A 21,911-nucleotide genomic window follows, 5' to 3' on the forward strand; every position below is an offset into this window, starting at 1 on the left:
TGATGGTGCAGGCTCTTTACATTTACCTAAATAGGCCTCCAAAGAATACGATGATGGCTAATACGGATGAAAGAAACAGGGTGAGGATAATGGAAAATAATACATGAAAGCCCGCCTGCCAGTTTTGGACTTTCTTTAAGACAAAAACACTCACGAAGAAGACAAGGACTGTCAGGAGCAGGAGGAGCGTAAATGGACGATGACCTATTTTATTCAGATAAATATCATACAGAGGCGAAAAACCCAGCATCAAAAATAACCCGAGACATATAAACGATAAGATGAAAACAAAATGGCTTAATTTTTCCGGCATGGTTAGTCCCCCTTCTCTAAAATGATCTTCTCTTTAATAAATTGTATGAAAACATTTGATTATATAAAACTTGTAATTCATTCATTGTTTTTATATGGTATAAATATCTTTAGGTATACTAAATAAAAAGAAGGTTGTTTTGTGAATAAGAATTTATTGATCACCTTTCTATCTGCTGTATTTGGTGCAGTATTATTTTCTTTATTGCATATTCCGGTCGCCTTTTTGCTTGGTGCATTGACTGCCGTTATGATTGGGAGCCGGCTCAGCAGGATTCCGTTTTATTGGCCAGCAGGATTTCGCGATGCCGGGATTATCATCGTCGGATACAGCATCGGCCTTTCTTTTACACAGGAAGCGGTCCTGCTTATCCTGCAGAAGCTCCCTTTTATTTTGCTCATTACCGTTTGCATGGTTCTCTTTAGCGCCATATCTGCACTTCTTATTGCGAAATTAATGGGCATCGACTATCCCACAGTTTTGATCGGCAGTATTCCCGGAGGTCTGTCCCAAATGATTCTTCTGGCAGAGGAAGTCAAAGGAATCGATATCACGGTTGTTACCTTTATGCAGGTCGCACGGCTGACCATGATTATCTTCATCGTCCCTATCCTAGTATTCGGACCTTGGCTGAATGTCTCTGTCGGTCCCGGTTTTGAAGCTGCAGAACCTTTATGGGGTGATTTATTCCCTGGTATTTTACTCTTTGTCTTCGTTTCTTTTACCGGCATTATCCTAAGCAAACGCCTGAAGCTCCCTACCCCGTACCTTCTTGGTCCGATTATGGGAACAGCGGCCCTTGTCATTTCCGGTATAAACGGACCCGAACTCCCGCCACCTGTTTTGGATTTATCACAGCTATTAATCGGGGCTCACATCGGCATGATGATGAAGCCTGAAAAGCTGGCAAATAAATTTAAAACCATTTCACTGGCTGCCTTAAGCGGCCTGCTTCTCATTACGGGTTCGGTGCTGCTTAGTTTTATGATTATGCACTTTTTTCACCTTTCCCCTGCCACCAGCTTTTTGAGTCTTGCACCCGGAGGCATGGACCAAATGGCCATAATCGCCCATGAAACCGGCGCAGACTTAGCCATAGTAACAGGCTATCAACTATTTCGGCTGTTTTTTATATTCTTTGTAGTACCTCCATTTTTAAAATGGATCTTTGTAAAGTTTAAGAAATTAGCATCCTCAAGCTAAAAAGAAGGGACTGCAAGCGGCAGCCCCTTCTTTTGCTATTATTCTAGTTAATGACAATGGCCTGTGAACCCATCAGCTCCCAGGCTTCAATAAACTGCTGTTTGGGCACCTTTTTATTTTTTGTGCCATACGGGTCGTTAATATAGATATAGTCCTCGTCATATCCGGTAATTGCAACACTATGCATCTGGAATGTCACATCAACTGGTCCGCCCGGTGTATTCCAGGTTTCGAAGGATGCTGCGGGTGATAGGCTTGCAGTTGTTATAATCCAGACCGGCGAACCTTCTGCAATTTTTTCAAGGAGCACTTGAAAGGGCTTGCCAGTCAGATTCTCTGCACGTTCAGGAAAATACTTTTTCGCGAGTTCGAAAATTGGCCCCTGATAAACGCCTAATCCTGGTCCATCCTCCATGTTGCCGACAAAGCCTTCATTTGGATTCCCGTATTCACCTCCGCTATATCTAAGCGGCACCCGGTTAATTTCCTGTGCTAATTTATTTTTAGATACTTGAATGCCTTCATAATTTATAATCATTGCTAAACTAGTAATCTCACATCCATTATACAGACGGGGACTATCCATTTGATTGTACAATGGCACATCCAGGAGAACGGATTTCTTTTGAATTTCCTGCTTCACAATCGGTACATGGTTTGCCTCCGCATGCGGAATTGCACTATAGTGTATTTCATTTTTTTTTGAAGGTTCACTGCTCCCCATCTTTATGCTTCCAAAGGTCAGCGTCAATCCAACCCCTGCAGCAACAGACAAAGCAATAATTCTATTAGCCACTTTACCTACTCCCTTTAAATACTTGCAGTTTTTCAATATTCTAGTTTGCTAAACACAGCTTTCATTGTGACATACACGTCCGTATATGACAAATAACTTGCTGGCTGTCAAATTCTTCATGTTTTTTGTCAGAATGGCTCCTTTTTGCTTTTTTCTGATGAATATCGTCTTCTTTTGATAGCTTTTGTCAAGCGGCAGGAAAACACGGGATATCATGCTGAATAGTTAGTTAGAAGTTGTTTCGGAACTGGCATCCGAAAGTTTCAGAATCTATTTTATATGAAAGGGCTGAGTAAAATGGATACGCAATATATGAAAGCTTATACAATCAAAGAGGTTTCGAAAATGCTGAATGTGCCTCCTGGAACATTAAGGCAATGGGAAAAGGATTTAAACGGACTTCTGCTAATTCCCCGTTCAAAACAGGGAGCCCGCTTTTATACAGACCATGAAATCGCATTGCTTGAAAAGGTAAAGCAGATGCGCGATAAAAATTTAAGCAAGGATATGATCCGCGAATTAATGCAAAAACATATGGACTTTGCTTCTGAAACTGGTATTGAAGCAAATGAAACATCCTTGGCGGCAGTCAATCAGGAAACAGCATTACATACAGAGCAACAGGCTGTCATGAACGCCGAACAGTTCATGGCATTGATGGATGGTTTCAGGGACAGTTTAATTGCAGATGTCAGAAATGAAATTCGCAGCGGTGTTCGAAAGGAAGTTTTAGACGAAGTGAAGAAAGAAATTAGCAAAGGATCATTGCATACTGTTAAAAGCCTGTCGGATTCGATCTATAAATCAGGAGAAAAAACCAAAGCGGAAATTGAATCACTTGGCGCAAGGATTGAGCAGTCTTCTGAGAATACTTCCGAAGCGTTCGGAACCCTTTCAAAAAGGGTGGCGAAAAGTACGAAGCGTACTTCTGATCAAATTCACCATTTGACAAACAAGCTGGCAGAATCCTCGGAAGCGTCTTCTGAAGAGTTCAAAACCATGATTCATTACATTTCATCTTCAGCTGAGGTGACCAGCACCGAAATCAGCTCGCTGATAGAAACGTTAAACACAGACAGAGAAATTTATATCGATACCATTAATAAAGAACGTGAACAATACTGGCATGAAGTAAAGCAGCGGGAAGAGATTTTTCAGGATATGATCGTCTCCTTCCGAAGCGCGGCTGCAGCACAGGAACCCGAGAAAAAATGGTGGGAGTTCTGGAAATAGATTATGTAATTATTTTTAAGTTTGTGCCGTTAATGTATGTACATTTATTAAAAGAACCAGGAGAATATAAACTTCTCCTGGTTCTTTTAATGTTCCCCGCCATCTGGTACTATTTGGTTTTGGTTTAATAGAGGCCGATTAACTGAGAGCCTTCAGGATCACTCTGATAAAGATCCGGGGTTAATATTTTTTCCGTAAAAAATTTCGTCCATCTCCGTTGTAAGCCGCTCAGTGATCTCTTCAGCTTCCTTAGGATCCAGCTTTTCCTTCGTGTATCCGAATAAATAATTATCTAAGTCAAAATCCCTTATTTTACATTTGGTGTGAAAGGTATGTGCCTGATAAATATTCACATCGATCATATCAAAATCTTCTTTTACTTCTTCAGGAATATAATTTTGGATTGAACTGATGTCATGGTCGATATAAAGTTTTCTTCCGTCCGTGTCCCGTGTAAATCCCCTGACTCTGTAGTCGATTGTCATGATGTCCGTATCAAAGGAATGGATGAGGTAATTAAGGGCTTTTAGCGGGGAGATTTCACCGCATGTGGATACATCAATATCGGCCCTGAATGTGCTGATTCCTTCGTCCGGATGATATTCAGGATAGGTATGGACGGTAATATGGCTTTTATCCAGCTGCATGACTACATTATCAGGCAGCGGGCCAGGAGATTCATCATAGGATTCATCCGGGACTTCCACTACCGGTCCTTCAGATACCAGGACGGTCACACTTGCACCTTGTGGGACATAATCCTGCTGTGCCACATTTAAGACATGGGCACCAATGATGTCGGAAACATTCTTTAATATTTTTGTAAGCCGCTCCGCACTGTATTGCTCATCAATATAATCTATATAGGCTTCACGCTCTTCCCTCGTCTTTGTATAACAGACATCATACATATTAAAGCTTAGTGATTTCGTCAAATTATTAAAACCATGGAGTTCAATTCTTTGTTCCGGTGTTAATTTCAACATGCTTCCCCCTTTGCAGCAGCTATGCATCTGTTCATTTTTATAATTATGTTACCCAAACTATCCTTTTAAAAACGGAAAATATCTAATCACGCAGCCAAAAGAGTTAGAGAATATGGTAAACAGGGTAGAAAAATAAGGAAGGCATCAATATTTTGCAATTCCGCATTTTTAAATCTTATAATGAATGGGCATACCTTTGATAGGGGTTGAAAGGTATATGGGAGGAGATTTATTGAGGAAGTTTTTATTTATTTTTATCCTGTTATTTATCGGTTTCGCCTTTTCACAGCCTGAAGGGAAATTGGCAGATGAATCTAGTTCAGGAACTGTAATTGATAACATAAAATCTGATATTCAGCTTTTTAAAGACAATGAAGAAGTGCTGGCTATAATAAACGGTGTGATGGAAGAGGCACAAAACTGGGCAGATGAATTCCTTCTTACAATCAGGCAATATACCGGCGATAAAAATCATACACCAGAGGATAAAGCCGAAAAGCCGGTTTTAGAAGCCCCAGAAGAGCAAACCTTTTCTATTCATAATATAGAAATAGGCGATGACAAGTCTGAAATCGAGAGCAAGCTTGGCTCCTCGAAACGTTCCTCCGCAAATGAATTTGGAACAGACTGGCATGCTTATCATGATCAATATCAAAATTTTGTAATGGTCGCTTATGACAAGCAAGAGAAAGCTGCCGGCATCTATACAAATCAGGATTTGATTTCTTCATCAAAAGAGATTGCCTATGGAACGCCAAAGTCTTCAGTTAGGGAGCAGCTTGGAGAACCGCTGGACAAAATGAGAAAGGGATTTGTTATCTATCAGCTCGAAGAGAATCGGGATTATGATCTATACGAATTGGATGGGAATTATGTAACCATATTCTATGATAAGCATCGTGACAATACGGTAACTTCAATACAAATAATCAGTCAATCACTTGAAGAGCAAAAAGATTCCTTTTATGCCAATGCCAGCAGCTCTCTAAAGGAAGGATTTGAATATCAGCTTTTCGATATTACAAATGCCGAGAGAGTAAATCACGGAGTTCCAGTTATGGAATGGGATGATACTGTTAAGGAAACGGCGCGAAAGCACAGCAGCGACATGGCGCAGAACAATTATTTTGATCATACCAACCTGCAGGGCCTATCCCCTTTTGACAGAATGCAGGCGGATGAAGTTTCATTTATGGTCGCCGGGGAAAACCTTGCTTCCGGTCAATTCAGCAGTATCTTTGCTCATGAAGGATTAATGAACTCACTTGGCCACCGCAAAAATATTCTGCGTGCCGATTATGAATTTTTAGGTGTTGGCGTTGCTTTTAATTCAAAGTCACAGCCTTATTATACAGAAAACTTTTATGCCAAATAAAAGCTCCCGCTTCTGCAGGAGCTTTTTTTCGTGGCTGTTATAGTTGTTCCCCTCTAAATTATTATATTCCTCAGCCTTATGGCAAAATCCCGCATTTAACCTTTCCCCCCTTCAGTGCATACCATATATCAGCCTATATAAAATTAGGGAGACGAGGGTGATACAGATGGCAGTTGTGAAGGCACGTGAACAAGATATAGATTTGCTGGCCCGCCTCCTTCGGGCTGAAGCAGAAGGGGAAGGCCAGCAGGGCATGTTAATGGTGGGTAATGTGGGAATTAACAGAGTCAGGGGCAATTGTTCGGATTTCATTGGAATTCGTACTATACCTGAAATGATTTATCAGCCGCATGCTTTTGAAGCTGTCCAGAAAGGCTATTTTTATCAGAGGCCAAGAGAAGTGGAAAGAAGACTCGCAAGGAGGGCTGTAAGAGGGGAACGGATTTGGCCGGCCAAATTTGCTCTATGGTATTTCAGGCCTCCTGGGGATTGTCCAGCTACATGGTATAATCAGCCTTTAGTAGGAAGATTCAAGCTTCATTGCTTTTATGAGCCAACAGCGGAAGAATGCGAGAACATTTACAATACTTTTTAAGAAAAGCGGAAGCGCCTTGCCCACTAAAGGATCGCAGACTAAGAACGCCACGTCCTGTGGCAACATCTGCATGACCCCCATCCTGGGGGCCTCCTCAAGGGGGGGCAAGGTGCTAGTAAGTTATCGACGTTTAAAAATTATCACTGCTACTTGATTTTGGCGGGGGTTAGTCCGGGAGATTAGATTTCCAAATCCATTAGAATGCCCTTTTTCACGTAGTCAATTATTTTCCGGGCTTCATCAAATGCTCTTTTTCTCCCATAAGGATCCTGCATCCATTGTTCCTTCCCTGTTGCACCATCATCAGAACATACAAGAGAATAGTGAATCCACTTCGGCATATACGTCAACAATGTCATGTGCAGCCTTCTCATATGAAAAGGAGCAGTCACAATGATGATATTGGAGATATTCTCCAGCCCGCACATCCGATCCATAACCAGCATCGAGGCAAGTACATTTTCTTTCGTATGAAGAGAGATATTTTCAATGAAAAGGTCTTTTGGAGGAATTCCGAACCCTATTGCTTTTTTCATTAGCATTTCTGCTTCAGTCAATTCATGTCCAGACCACTTTACACCGCCGGAGAAAAGTAATTTATTTGCCCTGCCTTTTTGATAAAGTCTGATGGCCTCAGGAAGACGATATTCTGCTGCCTTGCTGCTTCCTGGCACAAAGATCAAATCCCCTTTTTGAAGATTATCCTCAATGCCATAGTACAGAAGCCTGGATATATCATCTTCACTTAAATGACTGGGGCTGAATTCTGAGATTTTCACACATCTCCCCCCCTTTCACCCTAGCTAATATTTACCTTTATTATACTATTCATCACGGACAAGAGCTCTTCATACACATGCCTAGAAAAAAATAAAAAGCAGCGGAATCCGCTGCTTTTAGTTTAGAATGTTTTCGCTTTGTCTTTTGCACGTGCAATAGCATCTGCTTTGATTTCTTCGGCTTTATCAGGCATTGCGTTGTGCCCTTCCACAAAAAGTCCTTCGAATGAAGGGACACCGAAGAATTGCATTAATACTGTCAAATAGCGGTGACCCATTTCCATCTCTGCTGCAGGTCCTTCGGAATAAATGCCTCCGCGAGCCTGGATGTGAATCGCTTTTTTATCAGACAATAATCCAATTGGACCTTCTGCCGTATACTTAAAAGCTTTGCCGGCTACTGCCACAGAATCAAGATACGCTTTCATTACTGGAGGGAACGAGAAGTTCCAAAGCGGTGTAACGAAAACATATTTATCGGCTGCAACGAATTGTTCGCTTAATTCGGATAAGCGGCCTACTTTCGCCTTTTCATCTTCTGATAGTTCCTCAAAACCTTTGCCGGACTGAAGTTTACCCCATCCGCTGAATACATCCACATCAATTTGCGGGATATTTTCCTTGTATAAATCAATATGAACTACTTCATCATTTGGATTGGCTTCCTTGTAGGAATCAATAAAAGCCTTTCCTGCTGCCATACTATATGACACCTTATCGTCATGAGGGTGTGCTGTAATATACAAAACTTGAGCCATAATTCAATCACCTTTCCATTTTGAGTTGACATTTTAGTTTGAATCAGAAATAAAGTATGTATTCATCTGCAGTATGAACATTTTTATTCTTAATCCGAGATAATCATATTCAAAATAAAAAAGAAATTCAAATTATCTGCTCATGCTTATCCATCAAAAATAAAAAAGACCCACTACGGGTCCTCCCATTATTCTTGTTCTTCAGTTGAGTATGGATTGGTTCCGATATTTTTTCTCATTTCGTCTGTCAGTTCAAAAGGAATGCTTAAACTTGCTTTATCATCTTTTTCATAATTGATTTGCACACTTCCATCATAATGGAATGGCTTATTTTCCATGCGAAGATCACTCCTAATAGTTTGTTTTAATTTATTATATACTGAAAAGGACCTATTTTGTCAGAAAAATATAAAAATTATATCTTTATTTTCCTGGTTCTATTGTCCCTATTGAACATCCATTTTTATTCTGATTTCTTAAAAAATAAAAAAGCATTATTTCCAATAGGAAATAATGCTCAAATTTCATCAGGGCGTCTTTTTCTTGATTTCCACCAGTTTAAGCCTGTTGTCTTCAATTGATTTTATTTCAAAATGCAGGTGATGATAATCCAGTGTTTCCCCTTCTGCAGGAAAATGACCTATTTCTTTCAATAAGAATCCGGCAAGGATATCCTCATCTTCAGGGATTTTTGTTTTAAAAGCTTCATTAATTCTGCGGATTGAGAGTTTTGCGTGTACAATAATATGGTTTTCAGTTAATTCATCAATAAGGATTTCGCTGCCTTCATCCGTTTCATCCTCTATTTCCTGCCCCAGCATGGCTTCAAGAATATCTTCATGTGAGATGATCCCTTTTGTTCCGCCATATTCATCAAGAACGATTGCGAGGTGCTTCCTTTCTTTCATCATCATTTTGAAGACCTTGTCTATGCTATGAAATTCATATACAAACAAGGGCTCCAGGTCAGTAAAATCTTTCAATGTTTTTTCAGGCTGACTGGACCAGGCGAGCAATATTTTTGAATGAAATACTCCGACAATATTATCCATATTGTCTTTATATACTGGATACCTTGTAAAACGGTTATTCATTACAATATCTTTTGCCTCTTCTATTGTCGCGTCATAAGGAATTCCTTCAATTTCCATTCGAGGGGTTTTCAGTGCGTCGCTGACATCTAAGTTATAAAAATCAATGATCCCTTTAATTCGTTGTGTTTCTTCTTCATGGAAGGTCCCTTCGCTTGTAGCGATATCAACCATGGTAATGAGCTCTTCTTTTGATACAGAAACAGAATCTGCCTGATTTTTAGAAAGGAATTTAATGATGCCTCTAGTGAATTTGGATATTAAAAAAGTGACCGGCTTTAAGATAATCATGAGGACTCGAATTACAGGAAACACTAGATAGGCAATTTTATCGGCAAAGCTTGCAGCAACTGATTTTGGCAGAACTTCTGCAAATAAGATAAGTGCTACAGTCAAAATACCTGTTGCCACACCCACGTTAAATCCGTAATCAAGCGCAATGATGGTAACCAGTGTAGGCAGCATGATATTTGCAATATTATTGCCGATTAAAATTGAAGTAATCATCTCATCAGGTTTCGAGACAACCTCTAATATTCTTTGCGATTTCTTATCGTTGTTATCAGCTCTGGATTTTAATTTCATTTTGTTAACGGCAGTCAGTGCCGTTTCACTTCCCGACAGGAAAAAAGACATAAACATAAAAAACATAATAGCAATAAACAAATTTGGTTTCCTCCATTTTTTATATACATTCATTTGTAATTGTTTTTACCCAATTTGCACACGCAAAAACTGTGCCTTGCAAAATTGAATAATTATCCATTCATTATAAGGTAAATGAAAGCTTATCGAAAATAATAAGCATTTTCGAATAGGCTGAACCTATTTCAATAAAATAAGTCTCGTTGCCCATAATATACTTTGAGCAAATTACCTAAAGGAAGAAGGATAAGATATGCGCAAGGTTTTTTTGATTCTTTGGTGCTTCCTGTTTATTATTCCGTCAGCTGCATGGGGAGATACGGGAGAAAATAATGTGCAGGCAGCTTTTATACGCAATGGCTATTTGTGGTTAAAAACAGGAAATATCGAAGAACAGATTACAGCTGACCCTGCTAAGTTCAATCATACGCCAAAGTGGTCCTATGACGGCCAATGGCTTTTATATGAAAAGGAAGCGAAAGAACTGCCTTCGATTGAAAAAAGCACAGAGATATGGGTATACAATGTAAAGGTAAAAAAGCATATAAAGATCTTTCAAGGTGGCGGGAATGCTAAATGGGCACCGTCCGATAATAAGATTGCTTTTACCAGCAACAGTGTTTTAAATATTTCAGATTTGAAAGAATTCCATAACGTAGCTTTAGGAGTAGATGATTTTAATTGGTATCCTGACGGAAAAGGCTTTATTGTGTCTTCAAGCGCTGTCTTAAGGCCTGATGGCTGGACAAGTCCTATCCTATATAAGGTTCAGCTGCCCAACGATCTTGAAAAGCTAAATTTGACCGATTACGTTGAACCTCTTTTCACGATTCCTAAGGAAATTGGCAACGGCAAAGCTTCCATTATGTCCATTAATGCAACCACATTTAAATTTTCACCAGATGGAAAATGGATCTCATTCATTGTTAATCCAACTGCATCATGGTCCATGGACAGTGATATGGTCTGTGTCATCTCTGCAAATGGAAAAAATTTTGAAGTTCTTGATGAGATGATCCTTCATTTGGACGTCCCTAAATGGGCACCCGGCAGAAATTTATTGGGCTATATTGCTGGCGGGGGCAGAATTGTGATGGGCTTTAAAAACAAAAAATTGAAGGTGACTGAATTGCCTGCTTTTAAAACTATGAACCTTACACCAGCAAAATCTGCGGAAATGGGCTTTACCTGGGTGGATAATGAGAGGCTGGTTGCATCACGGGTGGATGAAAGTGAATGGTCCAATGATCCTCAGAGGCGGCCCGAACCAACACTTTGTTTGATTCAGCTAAACAAGACCCAGCAAACCAGAATCACCTATCCCAAAAAAACAATTGGGGATTATGAACCTCTTTATATTAAGGATGCCCGTAAATTAATATGGGTCCGAAAAAAGCTTGCCCAGCAAAAAGGAGATTTATGGATTGCAGATCTCAACGGTAAAAATGCGAAGGTGTGGGCAAAGGATGTTGAACAATATTCGTTTTATGTAAAATAAAAAGCTGGCCAAAAAGCGGTTCCTAATTGGAATCGCCTTTTGGACTTATCCTGATAGCTGTTCATTCTTGTGAATGAAAAGGAATATTTCCTCCAATGATGTGCATCCGTATTCCTTATACACCTGTTTAAGTGCTCCATAGAATTTTAACTTCCCATTAAATAAAATGATTACCTTGTCTGCGATCTCAATGGCGTCTCTCATAATATGACTGCTGACAATGATTGTTTTATTCTGCTCTTTCAGTTCCTTTATTATTTTTTTTAGCTGAATTACCCAATAGGGGTCCAATCCGTCTGTCGGTTCATCGAGAATATAAATGTCCGTTTCCGCAAGCAGACACTGAGCAAGATTAAGCCGCTGGGACATCCCTTTTGAGAATCCTCCAGCTTTTTGGTTCCGTTCGCTCCAAAGGCCTGTTTTTTGTAATACCCATTTGATGGATTCCTTGTTTTTATTTAGAAATCGCCTGTAATAATCAAGGATTTCGTAAGGTGTAAGTTCAGATGGGAAAATCAATTGGTCAGGCATGTAAGCAAATGTTTTTTGCTGTTTCGAATGGAATACGACACTTCCTTTGGAAGGACTATCAACGCCTGTAAGCATTTTAATCATCGTACTTTTTCCGGCTCCATTCCCTCCGCACAAAACAATACATTCCCCCTTTTCAATGTGGAGATTCAACGGTGCCAATGCTGTCTTTTTTTTATATGATTTGGATAAATCCTTCAATTCCAAAATCATTTTACACACCTCTCTTCGTTAAAAGCCGGGCTGATGTTATGAAAGTTATAAAAATAATGAGGATAATGGATAATGTCAGGGCAAGTGTGAGAGATCCATTTGCCCCCCACTTCTCGATCATTAAGTATTCCGGACCAAATACATATTCGGAATTCAGTTTTGAAATCGACCAGACGCGAACGGATTCCACAGGGTTTAGAAGGATTAAAAAGAATAGACTGATTTGCTTCAATGAATAAGGAATCCACCCGGTGACTGAAAAGATGATGAATTCATATACAAACACCATAAGGATCCATAAAATGATTGCTGCTGACAGTCCTTGCATCCTTGATTTGGAAATTGCTCCTATCAGTAAAGATACTGCTGAGAATACAAGGATTAAAAACATATTAACCAATAAAAATACTTGAAAAATATGTGCTACAATGGAACTGCCCGCCAAAGAGAAAATGAAGCCGAAGAGACCATATGATAGGCCTATCACAAAGAATAATGAGAGAACCAAAGAAAGGAATTTGCTGATCAGGTAATATCCTGAAGATTCATGATAGGTTCTGTATAAGGATAATCTTCCATTTTCTTTATCGGCAATAATGGAACTGCCGCCAAGGATCATACATATGATGGGCAGCATCCAAAGAGAAAGATTCATCAGCATGGCAATTGAACGATTGTAGGCAGACTGGCTAAAATCGGCCGTATCCCCCTCTTCCGGCTTTATTTCTTTGAGGCCGTAATATTCCGGGTTAACACCCATGGTTTCGATATTGGCATTCACACCTTCCAGTCCATAGGAAACTTCAGCTGGTTCTGATTTGACAGATTGAAGACCATACAAGTAAAGAAGGCCTGCCAGAAAGAAAAAATGAATCATAAAATTTAAAAGCCACCTGCTTCTTAACAGCAGCCGAAGCTCATATTTAGTCATAGAATACAATAGTTTGGGATTCATATCGTTTCCTCCTCATGCTGAGGGAAAATTAAGCTTTAATGGCTGTGTTTCATTCCTTCTCCTTTAAAGCTCTTAATATCTGCTTTTAGAAGCTCATCTTTCGAATACGCTGTACCTCCGTTTTTTTTCTGAAATTCCTCGGCTTTTTCTAATGATTCAAAGGCTGCAATTCCATAGCTCATGGGACTTTCTATATGGCCGTTCTGTATAAAAGAGCTTGTTTCAAACGATATCCATTCCCTGCTGAGATAATCATGCACAAAGGCAGCATCATATTCAGGATTCTCAGTCTGTATATATTGAGTCATGCAGCCAATGTCATCGAACAAAACAGGCTCCCCGCTTTTCAAAATGAGCTGTGCTGCTGACTCCAGCTCTGCAATACCCATATTGCAGTTATCGCAGCTATCACGATTGTGTTTAATTTCTGTCGGTTCCGTCGCTGATGATGAGCAGGCACTTAACAATATCACCAGAATCGCCATTAGGAGAATAGTTCTATATTTCATTGTGCTTCCTCCCAAAATTAAATATAAGCAAACTTGCCAAAGTGATCAGGAAAAAGAATAGGATTATAGGAAATTCACGGCTATGATTGATATGATTTTTTTCTGAAATGAATTTTTTCTGTTTCACAGGCACAGGTTCAGCAAGCGGCGATTCATCTATGATAAATGCTTGTGATGGAATTGGGGTGTATTGTTCAATCATATTCCATAGCTCTACGGATGGACTTTGATAAAAGACCTGCAATAAAGGCTCATCATCTGCCATCTGATAAAATACATCTCCGCTTTTATAGGCAAAGTCCACTTTATGGTCATTATCCAAATTTAATAAATGATGATCATCAAAATAGTTTCCATAATTGTCTTTACTGAATAGATTCCTGTTATCTTTTTCCGAGATGACTTGTCTTGTATTCCCTGAAAAATTATTTAAATAAATGGTATTATCATTTGAATTCTTCCCAATTTCAAGTCCGGTATCATTTCTCAGAACATTGTTAAATTCAAGTCTGTTTCTTTTTGCATGTTCAAGAATAATCCCTCTGAAATTGCCTTTTACAATATTGGAGGATATTTTGGAATCGAATGTGTCATAAATAAAAATTCCTGCTCCGTCAATCTCTGTATTTTTAAAGAAGTAGTTTTCAAGTATAAAAACTTCATAGCTTTGCATGATCATAAGGCCGTTGATACTTTCGGTTACCTGATTGTCAGCTATTAATATATTTCGCGAATCCATCGTGTGAACACCATACCGTGCTTTAAACATGATGTTCCCTGTGACTTCACAAAAATCTGAATAGGACACATAAACACCATCCTGTGTGTGATAGAAGTAATTCTCCTTTACTGCAGTATTGGGTGCTTCAACTAAATAAATGCCAAAGCCGCTGTGCCGATTCCTGCCATGGAAGCTGGTAATGAGGTTATTTTCAAACCTGTGTCCATAGGAATTCCTTGCATAGATGCCGTGAAATACATTTCTTAGGGCAATATGATGGAGATAGGCACGGTCTCCTTTCACATATATTCCAGCATTCTGTGATCCGCTTCCCTCCACTTCCAGATTTTCCACAATGACATCATCTGCTGCAATCGTCAGCACATGGCCTTTTTCTGTTCCCAATATTCTTGTTCCTTTATCCCCAATTATGTGAACCTTTCTCTCTATAAGTATGTTTCCTTCATATATTCCGGATTGTAATTTTATGACTGATACCTGTGGGTCTGACAAGGCCGCTTTCAGCTCTTTTGATGAAGCTGCTGTCATTTCCTGAGCGGAAGCTTTTCCGGCAAGGATCAAACTTAAAAATAATAGGAACCATCCGATTTTTTTATACACTCAGCGCTCACCTGCCCGGAAATATGATTTCTGGCCGCCGCCTATTAATTCTAAATAGACCGCCGGAAAAAGGATTCCATTTTTAATTTGTATCTTGTATAATTTATTTTAAGTTGAGTTTTTATTTATATTTAATGGCTCATTGTAGCCTTACCGTCGTCTTCTCCGGTCTCAGTTACCTTCAGGATGGCGACGGCTCCTTTTTGTGCATGGTTAAACTGATGAGTAACAATTGGATAGCTGCCTGCCTTGGTAACTGTAAATTCCACTACTGCACCGCCGCTTGCCGGGAGCATGACCGTTTGGAGACCTTTATAGCGGTTATAAGGGTTGCCATCAATGTAAACATCATCGAACACAGTACCCACCACATGGAAAGAGCTAACTTCATTTGGCCCTACATTATTTATATATATCCTCACCTTATCCCCTACTTTAGCCAGAAGCGGATTATCCTTAAGTGTGAACGTATCCCCATTAGTATTAGGGTCTCCTTTTTTTAAAGCTTTTGTGGAGAAAACCACATGACTGGGAACGCCGTTTGTAAAATCCTCCAGATCGTTGTACTTATACCACTCGTTTTGAATAATTGTATATTCTCTATCAATCTCTTTATCAGTCGGATAGCCGTCTTTAGGCTTTACAATTATAGTTCCGTGCATTCCATTTGCTATATGTGATAATACCGGTGAAGTTCCGCAATGATACATAAACACTCCTGGTTTATTTGCAGGATAACTGAATGTTCCCGTCTCATCTGGCTGAACGTTGGAGAAGTCTTTTGAAGGAGCTGCGTGTACAGCGTGAAAGTCCATGCTGTGCGGTATTGCCGGATCCATGTTTTTTAAGGTGAAATTGATTGTGTCCCCTTCATTAACGACAACTACAGGACCTGGCGCTTCACCATTAAACGTCCATGCTTTATAGAATTTTCCTTTGTCGATTTCAATATCCGTGATTTGGGAAGTCATTTCTACATTTACTTCTTTTGGCCCGACTCTATCAATTTTCAATGGAATGGGCTCCTGATTTAAGTCTTTATGCGGTGCGATTGCCTCGGGCTGAGCTGTTTCTGCTGCCAGAACCTTTTCTTCAGGCTGAAGGGAACTTTCCTGTGATGCCCCCTGGCTGCATCCCGATATTAACCCTATGCCTATAGCCGAAGTAAGCAGATATTTTACTCCTTTTTTCATCTTGATTTCCTCCTTATAATTGATTGGTTTATCTGCTTTTATCATATGGTAAATATGGACCGATTTTGGTGATTTTTCTCACAAGACTTTGAAATTCTGTGAAGAGTTTGTGAATTAGTGATCACTTTTCTATTGTTTAAAAGGATAGAAGAGTTATTACTTTAATCGCCAGGTGTTTCAATCATGCCGGCTCCATAAGTGCGTCTCAGCTAATTAATGGACACTTTACATCTATATTACTTTGTAAAAAATTGTTCCTATCTATCTTAAATGGTTTATAATCATTAAATGGAGTTTAGTTGAATCAGATAGAATAAAAGGAGAATTAATTAAAAGATGGATTTTATTATGATTTTAAAAGCGATTATTTTGGGATTTGTTGAAGGAATGACGGAGTTTGCTCCAGTGTCATCTACTGGACATATGATTATTGTGGATGATATGTGGCTCAATACAAAAGAGTTTTTGTCAAAATATGAAGCTAATACTTTTAAAGTTGTCATTCAGCTCGGTTCCATTTTAGCGGTTGTAATTATTTTTAAGGAACGGTTCATGGAAATGCTCGGTCTTGGGGGAAAGAGCAAAAACTCTGAAGAAAAACAGAGCCGTCTGAAATTGTCTCAAGTGATTGTCGGATTAATTCCTGCCGGGATTCTTGGCGTTTTATTTGAGGATTATATTGATGAACACCTGTTTTCAACTGAGACAGTACTGATTGGCTTGGTAATTGGTGCATTTCTGATGATTTTTGCTGATATTTTTGGAGGCAAAGACCCGAAAACAGTTTCAGTTGATCAAATCACCTATAAACAGGCTCTATCTATTGGATTGATTCAGTGCTTCTCACTTTGGCCCGGGTTCTCACGTTCAGGTTCAACCATTTCAGGCGGCGTGCTGCTCGGCCTGTCACACCGTGCTGCAGCTGATTTTACTTTTATCATGGCTGTGCCCATCATGGCTGGCGCGAGCTTTCTATCCTTAATAAAAAATCTTGAGTACTTTTCAGTCGATGCGCTTCCTTTCTTTATTGCAGGCTTCATCAGTGCATTTGTTTTTGCCTTGATTTCAATCCGCTTCTTTTTGAAAATGATCAATAAAGTTAAACTTATTCCTTTTGCCATTTACAGAATTGTACTGGCAGGGGTTATATATTTCATATTCCTTTAAAAAATGAACCCGGGCCTTTACAGCCCGGGTTTTGTTTTGGTTTATTGTCCGAAGACGGGAGTGGTTTGGACTCTGGCCCGGGGATTTCTCCTTTTACTGTCCGAAGTCGTGGCAGGTTCGGACTCTGGTACGGGATTTCTCCTTTTACTGTCCGAAGTCGTGGCAGGTTCGGACTCTGGCACAGGGATTTTCCCTTTTTCTGTCGAAGTCGTGGCAGGTTCGGACTCTGGCACAGGGATTTTCCCTTTTTCTGTCCGAAGTCGTGGCAGGTTCGGACTCTGGCACAGGGATTTTTCCTTTTTCTGTCCGAAGTCGTAGCGGGTTCGGACTCTGGCACGTGAGTTACACCTTTTTCTATCCGAAGTTGTGGCAGGTACGGACTCTATGAGCGTCATGTCGTTTTCTCCTGTCCGAACCAATTGCTTATCTTTAAAACAAATTTTTAAGGAAGTTGAAAATTACCCTCGGAATCCACAGTACGATCCGAATAAATATTGAGATCACAATGGAATCCAGGAATTCATTCAAAATCTCACGCAGCAGCCCTGGTTTTCGTTTTTCGCTTTTCTTAATGGAGTTTCCCGCCTTCCTATTTTTGATCCGCTTCATTTTTTACATCGTCTACAATGCGTTCAGCTGCTTTTCGGTACAAGTTGCTCATGTGAACCAGTGATGTTGCCAGCAGGACTTTTTCAAGCTCAGCTGGCTGATCTTCATTAAGCTCTTTTGCTTCCTCTGCTGCCCTGGATGCCTGATTTTCCAGATCGTTCACAAATGCATCAACATTAAGTTTAGTTAAATCGAGATATAGCTGATAAAAATGGTCCAGATCCATCTTTCCTTCTGCAGTTCGGGTGTTGACGCCATTTAATAGGCTTTTAATATCGTTTATGGATAGAGCCCCTTTAAGCTGATAAATGAAAGCAATTAAAATAAGATGCTCCTTTGAATATTTTTTATTTTTGACAGGAAAAAACAATTTCCCTTTTGCATAGTTATTTATCATTGTCTTAGTTAGCACTTTTTCCTCTTCGTTTCTCGTCGTGCTGCCAAAAGTATTTTCAAATAGCTGGATTACCTGATCCATATATAAATCTATCTGCGGGATATCTTCCAATTGAATTTGATTATCCGCAATGAGTTTTCCCATTTCCATATTTATCCCTCAAATCCTCACCTGTTATTATATAAATTCTACTTAAAAAAGCATAAGTTGTAAATATTGACTAGATGACGTTTTGTATATATTATATTAAGTAGTTATTAAAACTACATAAAATAACATTAGGAGGAGATATTATGAATTCATACATCCGGGAGCCCATAAATGGACTGACCCATTTAGCAGGAGCCATTTTATCCTTTGCCGGATTGCTTGCCATGGTTATCAAAGCCTCACTGACGACATCTTCACCGCTTGCCATTACTGCTGTTGCTATTTTTGGAATCAGTTTGATGCTGCTCTATTCAGCTTCAGCTACCTATCATATGGTGATAGCTAAAGATAAAGTCATTGCCTTTTTAAGAAAGCTTGATCATTCCATGATTTATGTATTGATTGCAGGTTCCTATACACCTTTTTGCCTTATTACTTTAAATGGTGTGACCGGCTGGGTTCTGTTTTCCATTGTTTCTGCTGTTGCTTTATCGGGGATTCTGTTTAAGATGATCTGGTTCAGCTGTCCCCGGTGGCTATCAACAGCCTTATACATTGCAATGGGATGGATTATTGTTTTTGCTTTTTCGCCGCTTTCCGAGTCTTTAAGCAGTACTGGTGTAATGCTTCTTCTGCTGGGAGGCATCCTATACACGGTCGGCGGAGTGATTTATGCGATTAAACCAAAGTTCCTGGAGTTCAAACATTTGGGTTTTCATGAGATTTTTCATATTTTCATTATGATGGGAAGCATGGCACACTTTCTTTGTGTGTTCATGTATGTGATCTGACAGATAGTTAAAAAAGCGGACACCCTCATGTCCGCTTTTTTTGATTAGCTGCCTTCTACATCCTTCAAAACGGCTTCTAATTTCTGATCAGAAAATCTGACCATGTTTTTGTAGATGTTCAGGATAGATTCAGCATAATTGGTTCCAGGCACAGCCCATTTGCCATTCAGTTCCTGCCATAGCTTTGCCGAACCTCTTTTCACAAGGCTGAAACGCGGATCCGCCAGTGGATATTTAGGAGGCAGGGGCTGTGTAGAAGCATAGGCATATAAATGCTGAATATGTGCCAAAACGCCTTCTTCCTGTGTGGAAAAGCTTGCTCCTGCCGCACCATTCCCTGTTGCGCCGATTCCTGCAAAATTATTCTGGCCAGGTTTAACATCACCAGTGAATCGGAGAAAGTTGGTTTCATGCATGGCCTGTGCAAAAGCTATATCCCCTCTGATACCATAATATTCTCCAATAGCCGAATAGAATGAATCTAAATTGGCAGCATTCGGGTTTACCTGTTTTGCATATTGATTCATATGCTCTGGTGACAAATGCGTTACTCCCAGAATGGAATAGCCTTTGGGTTCAGAAGGCACTGCCGGCGGAGCGTCTGACAGTATATAGGCATCTGTTATTCCCGCTTTTTTTACTGTTTCCAGTTGTTTTTCTGCATTTTCCTTCGTACTGAAAGCACCGGCCTGTACCCTGTACCAGACCGTGCCTGAAATTTCAGCAGTGGCTATAACCGATTCAATGCTTTTATTTTTTAGAGCGGCAGACCTTTCCTCAGCATTTTTTCTATTTGTAAATGAACCGGCAATCACTCTGTATAGATTACTGGGATCGACTGGCTTTGGCGGCTGCGGCGGGACTGCCGGTTTCGCTTTAAGGCTAAAGGCTTTTGCAATTCCATTAACATGTCCCTGTGCCACCCTTTGTCTCCACAGCGGATCTTTCATTAAAGCGGCATCTGCAGAATTATCAATAAACCCATTTTCTGTTAAAAGGGCTGGCATGGCTGATTCACGCAGTACATGAAAGTCAGCTTTCTTCTTACCTCTATCGATGAGCTTATTCAGTTTAGTGACTTCAGCATGGATAATATTCTGATAGCTGGCTGTCTGGGAAGTGCTGCCAAGGCTGTTATGAATAAAATCTTCATAGCCCCTCGCTGCACCATTCGCGGCATTACAGTGTATGGAGAGGTAAAAATCAGCCCCCCAGCTATTAGCTTCAGATGTCCTTTGGCTCAAACTCTTAGTCGTATCATTTTCACGGCTCATTCTAACTTCTATATTCTGATAGCCGGCCAATAAGATATTTTTTATATTTTTTGCGATATCAAGCGCAATATCTTTCTCTCTTATTCCGTTTCCCTGTGCTCCTGGATCAGTACCTCCGTGTCCAGGGTCTAAATAAAGCTTCATGGTCCTCACTCCTTTATTATTGAAGTCTTATATTTCAAAGTTTGGAGCTTCCCAGTTCATTATAAATCAATTTAACACAGCAAGTACTTGCATGTAATAGTGTATGTTTAAAAGCAGAAATGGCTTGTACGCATGACCAGGCAATATTGATTTCCATAGCAGGAATCATAAAAAATTGTCTTTTAATAGGCGACATTCTCATTCAAAAACTTAGGTGCAGCCGTATGCTAATGGTGGAACTAATTTTTCGGGGAGTGAAAAATCATGGGTTTGTGCGGGAAGAAAAACAATAAAGAGTTTGAGAGGCATGATTTTTGCCATGAGCATGATTGCGACTGTGAATGTCATATAAAACCAGACTGGGACGAAGGTAAACACCGGAAAAATTTCTATGAAAATTGTGTTGAAGAGGTTTTGGAGGCCATTTTTAAAGCCCAGAAAAAAGCAGGGTTAGATGATGAATGCAGAAGTTCCTGCCGGGAATCCATTGATGACCTCATGGGAGGACAAAAGAAACCAAAAAAGAATACAATTCCATTCCTTTTATATTGCGGGAGCTGTGAACCATTTAAAGCTACAGGTGTGACCACATTCACTCATCATTCCAAGGAAAAGAAATTTGCTTGTATAACATCATTCATTTTTAGAATTAAAGAATTTGATGGCAAATGTGCTGTATTGGAATTGTTGACTTTCAAGCAATGTAAAACTTCTAAAGACCCGTTTAAATCACATACAAAAGATTTTTGTTCACCTTGCAGCCAAATCGATTGTGAAAACGTAGAAGATCTCATTCCTACAGGTATATGCATAAATGTGGATCTTTCCTGTTTTTGTGCTGTAACCTGTCTGCCTGCCATCCGCTTATAGAACTTTACTATTCCTGCTTGTATTATGGGCTTTGCTAAATGATTCGCCGATTCCTAACACTATGAATAGCCCAGTAAAAAAGGTGCACCATTCTGGCATGGCGCACCTTTTTTGCATTAAGCAGATTAGCCTCCAAAAGCCTCCAGCACATCCTCTACTTCTTTTATATCAACCTCATCTGAAATTGACTCATGAAGAGCCTTCTTCTCTTTATATGCTGGCGTCTGGACTGGAACATAGCCTGATTGCATCATTTTCTTAATTTCATTAATTTCTGCGAGTATGATGTCGCTGTTCATATTTTTGGGATGGAGATAGCTGTTTAAAGCTGATAAAACTAAATGGATCAGCGTATTATTATTGGAATGATAGTCGACTTGATCCTGTATCTTCTTTGAGACTTTTACAGATGCCCCAGTTTTGACATCAATGAACTGATCTGGGATTGTTAATGCGGTCTTATTAACATAGTCGGTATAGGTTCTGAACATTTC

At 39.7% G+C, this 21,911-nt stretch carries 24 protein-coding genes; 8 read left to right on the forward strand and 16 right to left on the reverse strand.

Going from position 1 to position 21,911, the window contains the following annotated elements; genetic code table 11:
• Nucleotides 1-22: 22 nt before the first annotated feature.
• Nucleotides 23-313, reverse strand: a complete 291-nt coding sequence (locus NR125_RS18635) for a hypothetical protein (protein ID WP_009334472.1) — start codon at nt 311-313, stop codon at nt 23-25.
• 141 nt (nt 314-454) lie between these two features.
• Between NR125_RS18635 and NR125_RS18640 the strand changes: the two genes are divergently transcribed.
• A complete protein-coding gene (locus NR125_RS18640; protein ID WP_009334471.1) occupies nt 455-1,516 on the forward strand; it encodes an AbrB family transcriptional regulator in 1,062 nt (353 codons plus the stop codon).
• Between the two features lie 43 nt (nt 1,517-1,559).
• Here NR125_RS18640 and NR125_RS18645 read toward each other — a convergent pair whose 3' ends face one another.
• Nucleotides 1,560-2,312, reverse strand: coding sequence for a C39 family peptidase (locus tag NR125_RS18645; protein WP_009334470.1), 753 nt, complete (start codon nt 2,310-2,312; stop codon nt 1,560-1,562).
• A 48-nt stretch (nt 2,313-2,360) separates the two neighbouring features.
• Nucleotides 2,361-2,528 carry a hypothetical protein gene (locus NR125_RS18650; protein WP_251264487.1) on the reverse strand — a complete coding sequence of 56 codons (168 nt, stop codon included), beginning with the start codon at nt 2,526-2,528 and terminating at the stop codon, nt 2,361-2,363.
• Nucleotides 2,529-2,609: 81 nt separating this feature from the next.
• On the opposite strand from NR125_RS18650, the gene NR125_RS18655 reads away from it, so the two are divergent.
• Nucleotides 2,610-3,545, forward strand: a complete 936-nt coding sequence (locus NR125_RS18655; RefSeq protein ID WP_034297034.1) for a MerR family transcriptional regulator — start codon at nt 2,610-2,612, stop codon at nt 3,543-3,545.
• Between the two features lie 158 nt (nt 3,546-3,703).
• On the opposite strand, the gene speD is transcribed toward NR125_RS18655, so the two are convergent.
• Nucleotides 3,704-4,528 (reverse strand): adenosylmethionine decarboxylase, encoded by an 825-nt coding sequence (speD, locus tag NR125_RS18660; RefSeq protein ID WP_019379784.1) that lies wholly within the window; start codon nt 4,526-4,528, stop codon nt 3,704-3,706.
• A gap of 235 nt (nt 4,529-4,763) precedes the next feature.
• On the opposite strand from speD, the gene NR125_RS18665 reads away from it, so the two are divergent.
• Nucleotides 4,764-5,906, forward strand: coding sequence for a CAP domain-containing protein (locus NR125_RS18665; RefSeq protein WP_285838806.1), 1,143 nt, complete (start codon nt 4,764-4,766; stop codon nt 5,904-5,906).
• A 166-nt stretch (nt 5,907-6,072) separates the two neighbouring features.
• Complete coding sequence (locus NR125_RS18670; RefSeq protein ID WP_019379782.1) at nt 6,073-6,501, forward strand: cell wall hydrolase; 429 nt, start codon at nt 6,073-6,075, stop codon at nt 6,499-6,501.
• Nucleotides 6,502-6,680: 179 nt separating this feature from the next.
• Here the strand turns inward: NR125_RS18670 and NR125_RS18675 are convergent, their stop codons facing one another.
• From NR125_RS18675 to NR125_RS18690, 4 genes are all read right to left on the reverse strand, one after another.
• On the reverse strand, nt 6,681-7,280 hold the full coding sequence (locus tag NR125_RS18675; protein WP_071158914.1) for a YdcF family protein: 600 nt from the start codon (nt 7,278-7,280) through the stop codon (nt 6,681-6,683).
• Between the two features lie 122 nt (nt 7,281-7,402).
• Nucleotides 7,403-8,038: an FMN-dependent NADH-azoreductase gene (locus tag NR125_RS18680; RefSeq protein ID WP_009334459.1), complete on the reverse strand. Its 636-nt coding sequence runs from the start codon at nt 8,036-8,038 to the stop codon at nt 7,403-7,405.
• 188 nt (nt 8,039-8,226) lie between these two features.
• The gene (locus NR125_RS18685) at nt 8,227-8,376 is read right to left on the reverse strand and encodes a hypothetical protein (RefSeq protein WP_009334457.1); all 150 of its coding nucleotides are present in this window, start codon (nt 8,374-8,376) and stop codon (nt 8,227-8,229) included.
• Between the two features lie 189 nt (nt 8,377-8,565).
• A complete protein-coding gene (locus tag NR125_RS18690) occupies nt 8,566-9,795 on the reverse strand; it encodes a CNNM domain-containing protein (protein ID WP_009334455.1) in 1,230 nt (409 codons plus the stop codon).
• Nucleotides 9,796-10,027: 232 nt separating this feature from the next.
• On the opposite strand from NR125_RS18690, the gene NR125_RS18695 reads away from it, so the two are divergent.
• Nucleotides 10,028-11,272, forward strand: a complete 1,245-nt coding sequence (locus NR125_RS18695; protein WP_256815892.1) for a TolB family protein — start codon at nt 10,028-10,030, stop codon at nt 11,270-11,272.
• 45 nt (nt 11,273-11,317) lie between these two features.
• Here the strand turns inward: NR125_RS18695 and NR125_RS18700 are convergent, their stop codons facing one another.
• The 5 genes from NR125_RS18700 to NR125_RS18720 all read right to left on the reverse strand — a co-directional run bounded on the left by NR125_RS18700 (nt 11,318) and on the right by NR125_RS18720 (nt 16,015).
• The gene (locus NR125_RS18700; RefSeq protein ID WP_019379777.1) at nt 11,318-12,016 is read right to left on the reverse strand and encodes an ABC transporter ATP-binding protein; all 699 of its coding nucleotides are present in this window, start codon (nt 12,014-12,016) and stop codon (nt 11,318-11,320) included.
• 1 nt (nt 12,017) lies between these two features.
• A complete protein-coding gene (locus NR125_RS18705) occupies nt 12,018-12,971 on the reverse strand; it encodes an ABC transporter permease (protein ID WP_256815893.1) in 954 nt (317 codons plus the stop codon).
• Nucleotides 12,972-13,006: 35 nt separating this feature from the next.
• Nucleotides 13,007-13,480 (reverse strand): nitrous oxide reductase accessory protein NosL, encoded by a 474-nt coding sequence (locus tag NR125_RS18710; RefSeq protein WP_019379775.1) that lies wholly within the window; start codon nt 13,478-13,480, stop codon nt 13,007-13,009.
• Nucleotides 13,470-14,822, reverse strand: coding sequence for a right-handed parallel beta-helix repeat-containing protein (locus NR125_RS18715; RefSeq protein ID WP_256815895.1), 1,353 nt, complete (start codon nt 14,820-14,822; stop codon nt 13,470-13,472). The genes NR125_RS18710 and NR125_RS18715 overlap by 11 nt, the downstream gene beginning before the upstream one ends.
• A gap of 131 nt (nt 14,823-14,953) precedes the next feature.
• Nucleotides 14,954-16,015 (reverse strand): multicopper oxidase domain-containing protein, encoded by a 1,062-nt coding sequence (locus NR125_RS18720; protein WP_019379773.1) that lies wholly within the window; start codon nt 16,013-16,015, stop codon nt 14,954-14,956.
• 336 nt (nt 16,016-16,351) lie between these two features.
• On the opposite strand from NR125_RS18720, the gene NR125_RS18725 reads away from it, so the two are divergent.
• Nucleotides 16,352-17,182 carry an undecaprenyl-diphosphate phosphatase gene (locus NR125_RS18725; RefSeq protein ID WP_019379772.1) on the forward strand — a complete coding sequence of 277 codons (831 nt, stop codon included), beginning with the start codon at nt 16,352-16,354 and terminating at the stop codon, nt 17,180-17,182.
• Between the two features lie 589 nt (nt 17,183-17,771).
• Here NR125_RS18725 and NR125_RS18730 read toward each other — a convergent pair.
• On the reverse strand, nt 17,772-18,338 hold the full coding sequence (locus NR125_RS18730) for a DUF1836 domain-containing protein (RefSeq protein WP_192908641.1): 567 nt from the start codon (nt 18,336-18,338) through the stop codon (nt 17,772-17,774).
• Between the two features lie 143 nt (nt 18,339-18,481).
• On the opposite strand from NR125_RS18730, the gene trhA reads away from it, so the two are divergent.
• Nucleotides 18,482-19,129, forward strand: a complete 648-nt coding sequence (trhA, locus tag NR125_RS18735; protein WP_251174552.1) for a PAQR family membrane homeostasis protein TrhA — start codon at nt 18,482-18,484, stop codon at nt 19,127-19,129.
• 44 nt (nt 19,130-19,173) lie between these two features.
• Here trhA and NR125_RS18740 read toward each other — a convergent pair whose 3' ends face one another.
• Entirely contained in the window at nt 19,174-20,547 is a 1,374-nt protein-coding gene (locus NR125_RS18740; RefSeq protein ID WP_256815897.1) for an N-acetylmuramoyl-L-alanine amidase, read from the reverse strand.
• 264 nt (nt 20,548-20,811) lie between these two features.
• Here NR125_RS18740 and NR125_RS18745 point away from each other — a divergent pair, with 264 nt between their 5' ends.
• Complete coding sequence (locus NR125_RS18745) at nt 20,812-21,417, forward strand: CotY/CotZ family spore coat protein (protein ID WP_256815898.1); 606 nt, start codon at nt 20,812-20,814, stop codon at nt 21,415-21,417.
• A gap of 125 nt (nt 21,418-21,542) precedes the next feature.
• Here the strand turns inward: NR125_RS18745 and NR125_RS18750 are convergent, their stop codons facing one another.
• A complete protein-coding gene (locus NR125_RS18750) occupies nt 21,543-21,908 on the reverse strand; it encodes a hypothetical protein (protein ID WP_019381055.1) in 366 nt (121 codons plus the stop codon).
• Nucleotides 21,909-21,911 lie beyond the last annotated feature (3 nt).

Source organism: Cytobacillus sp. Bac17, assembly GCF_024519925.1.
Lineage (GTDB): Bacteria > Bacillota > Bacilli > Bacillales > Cytobacillaceae > Cytobacillus > Cytobacillus pseudoceanisediminis.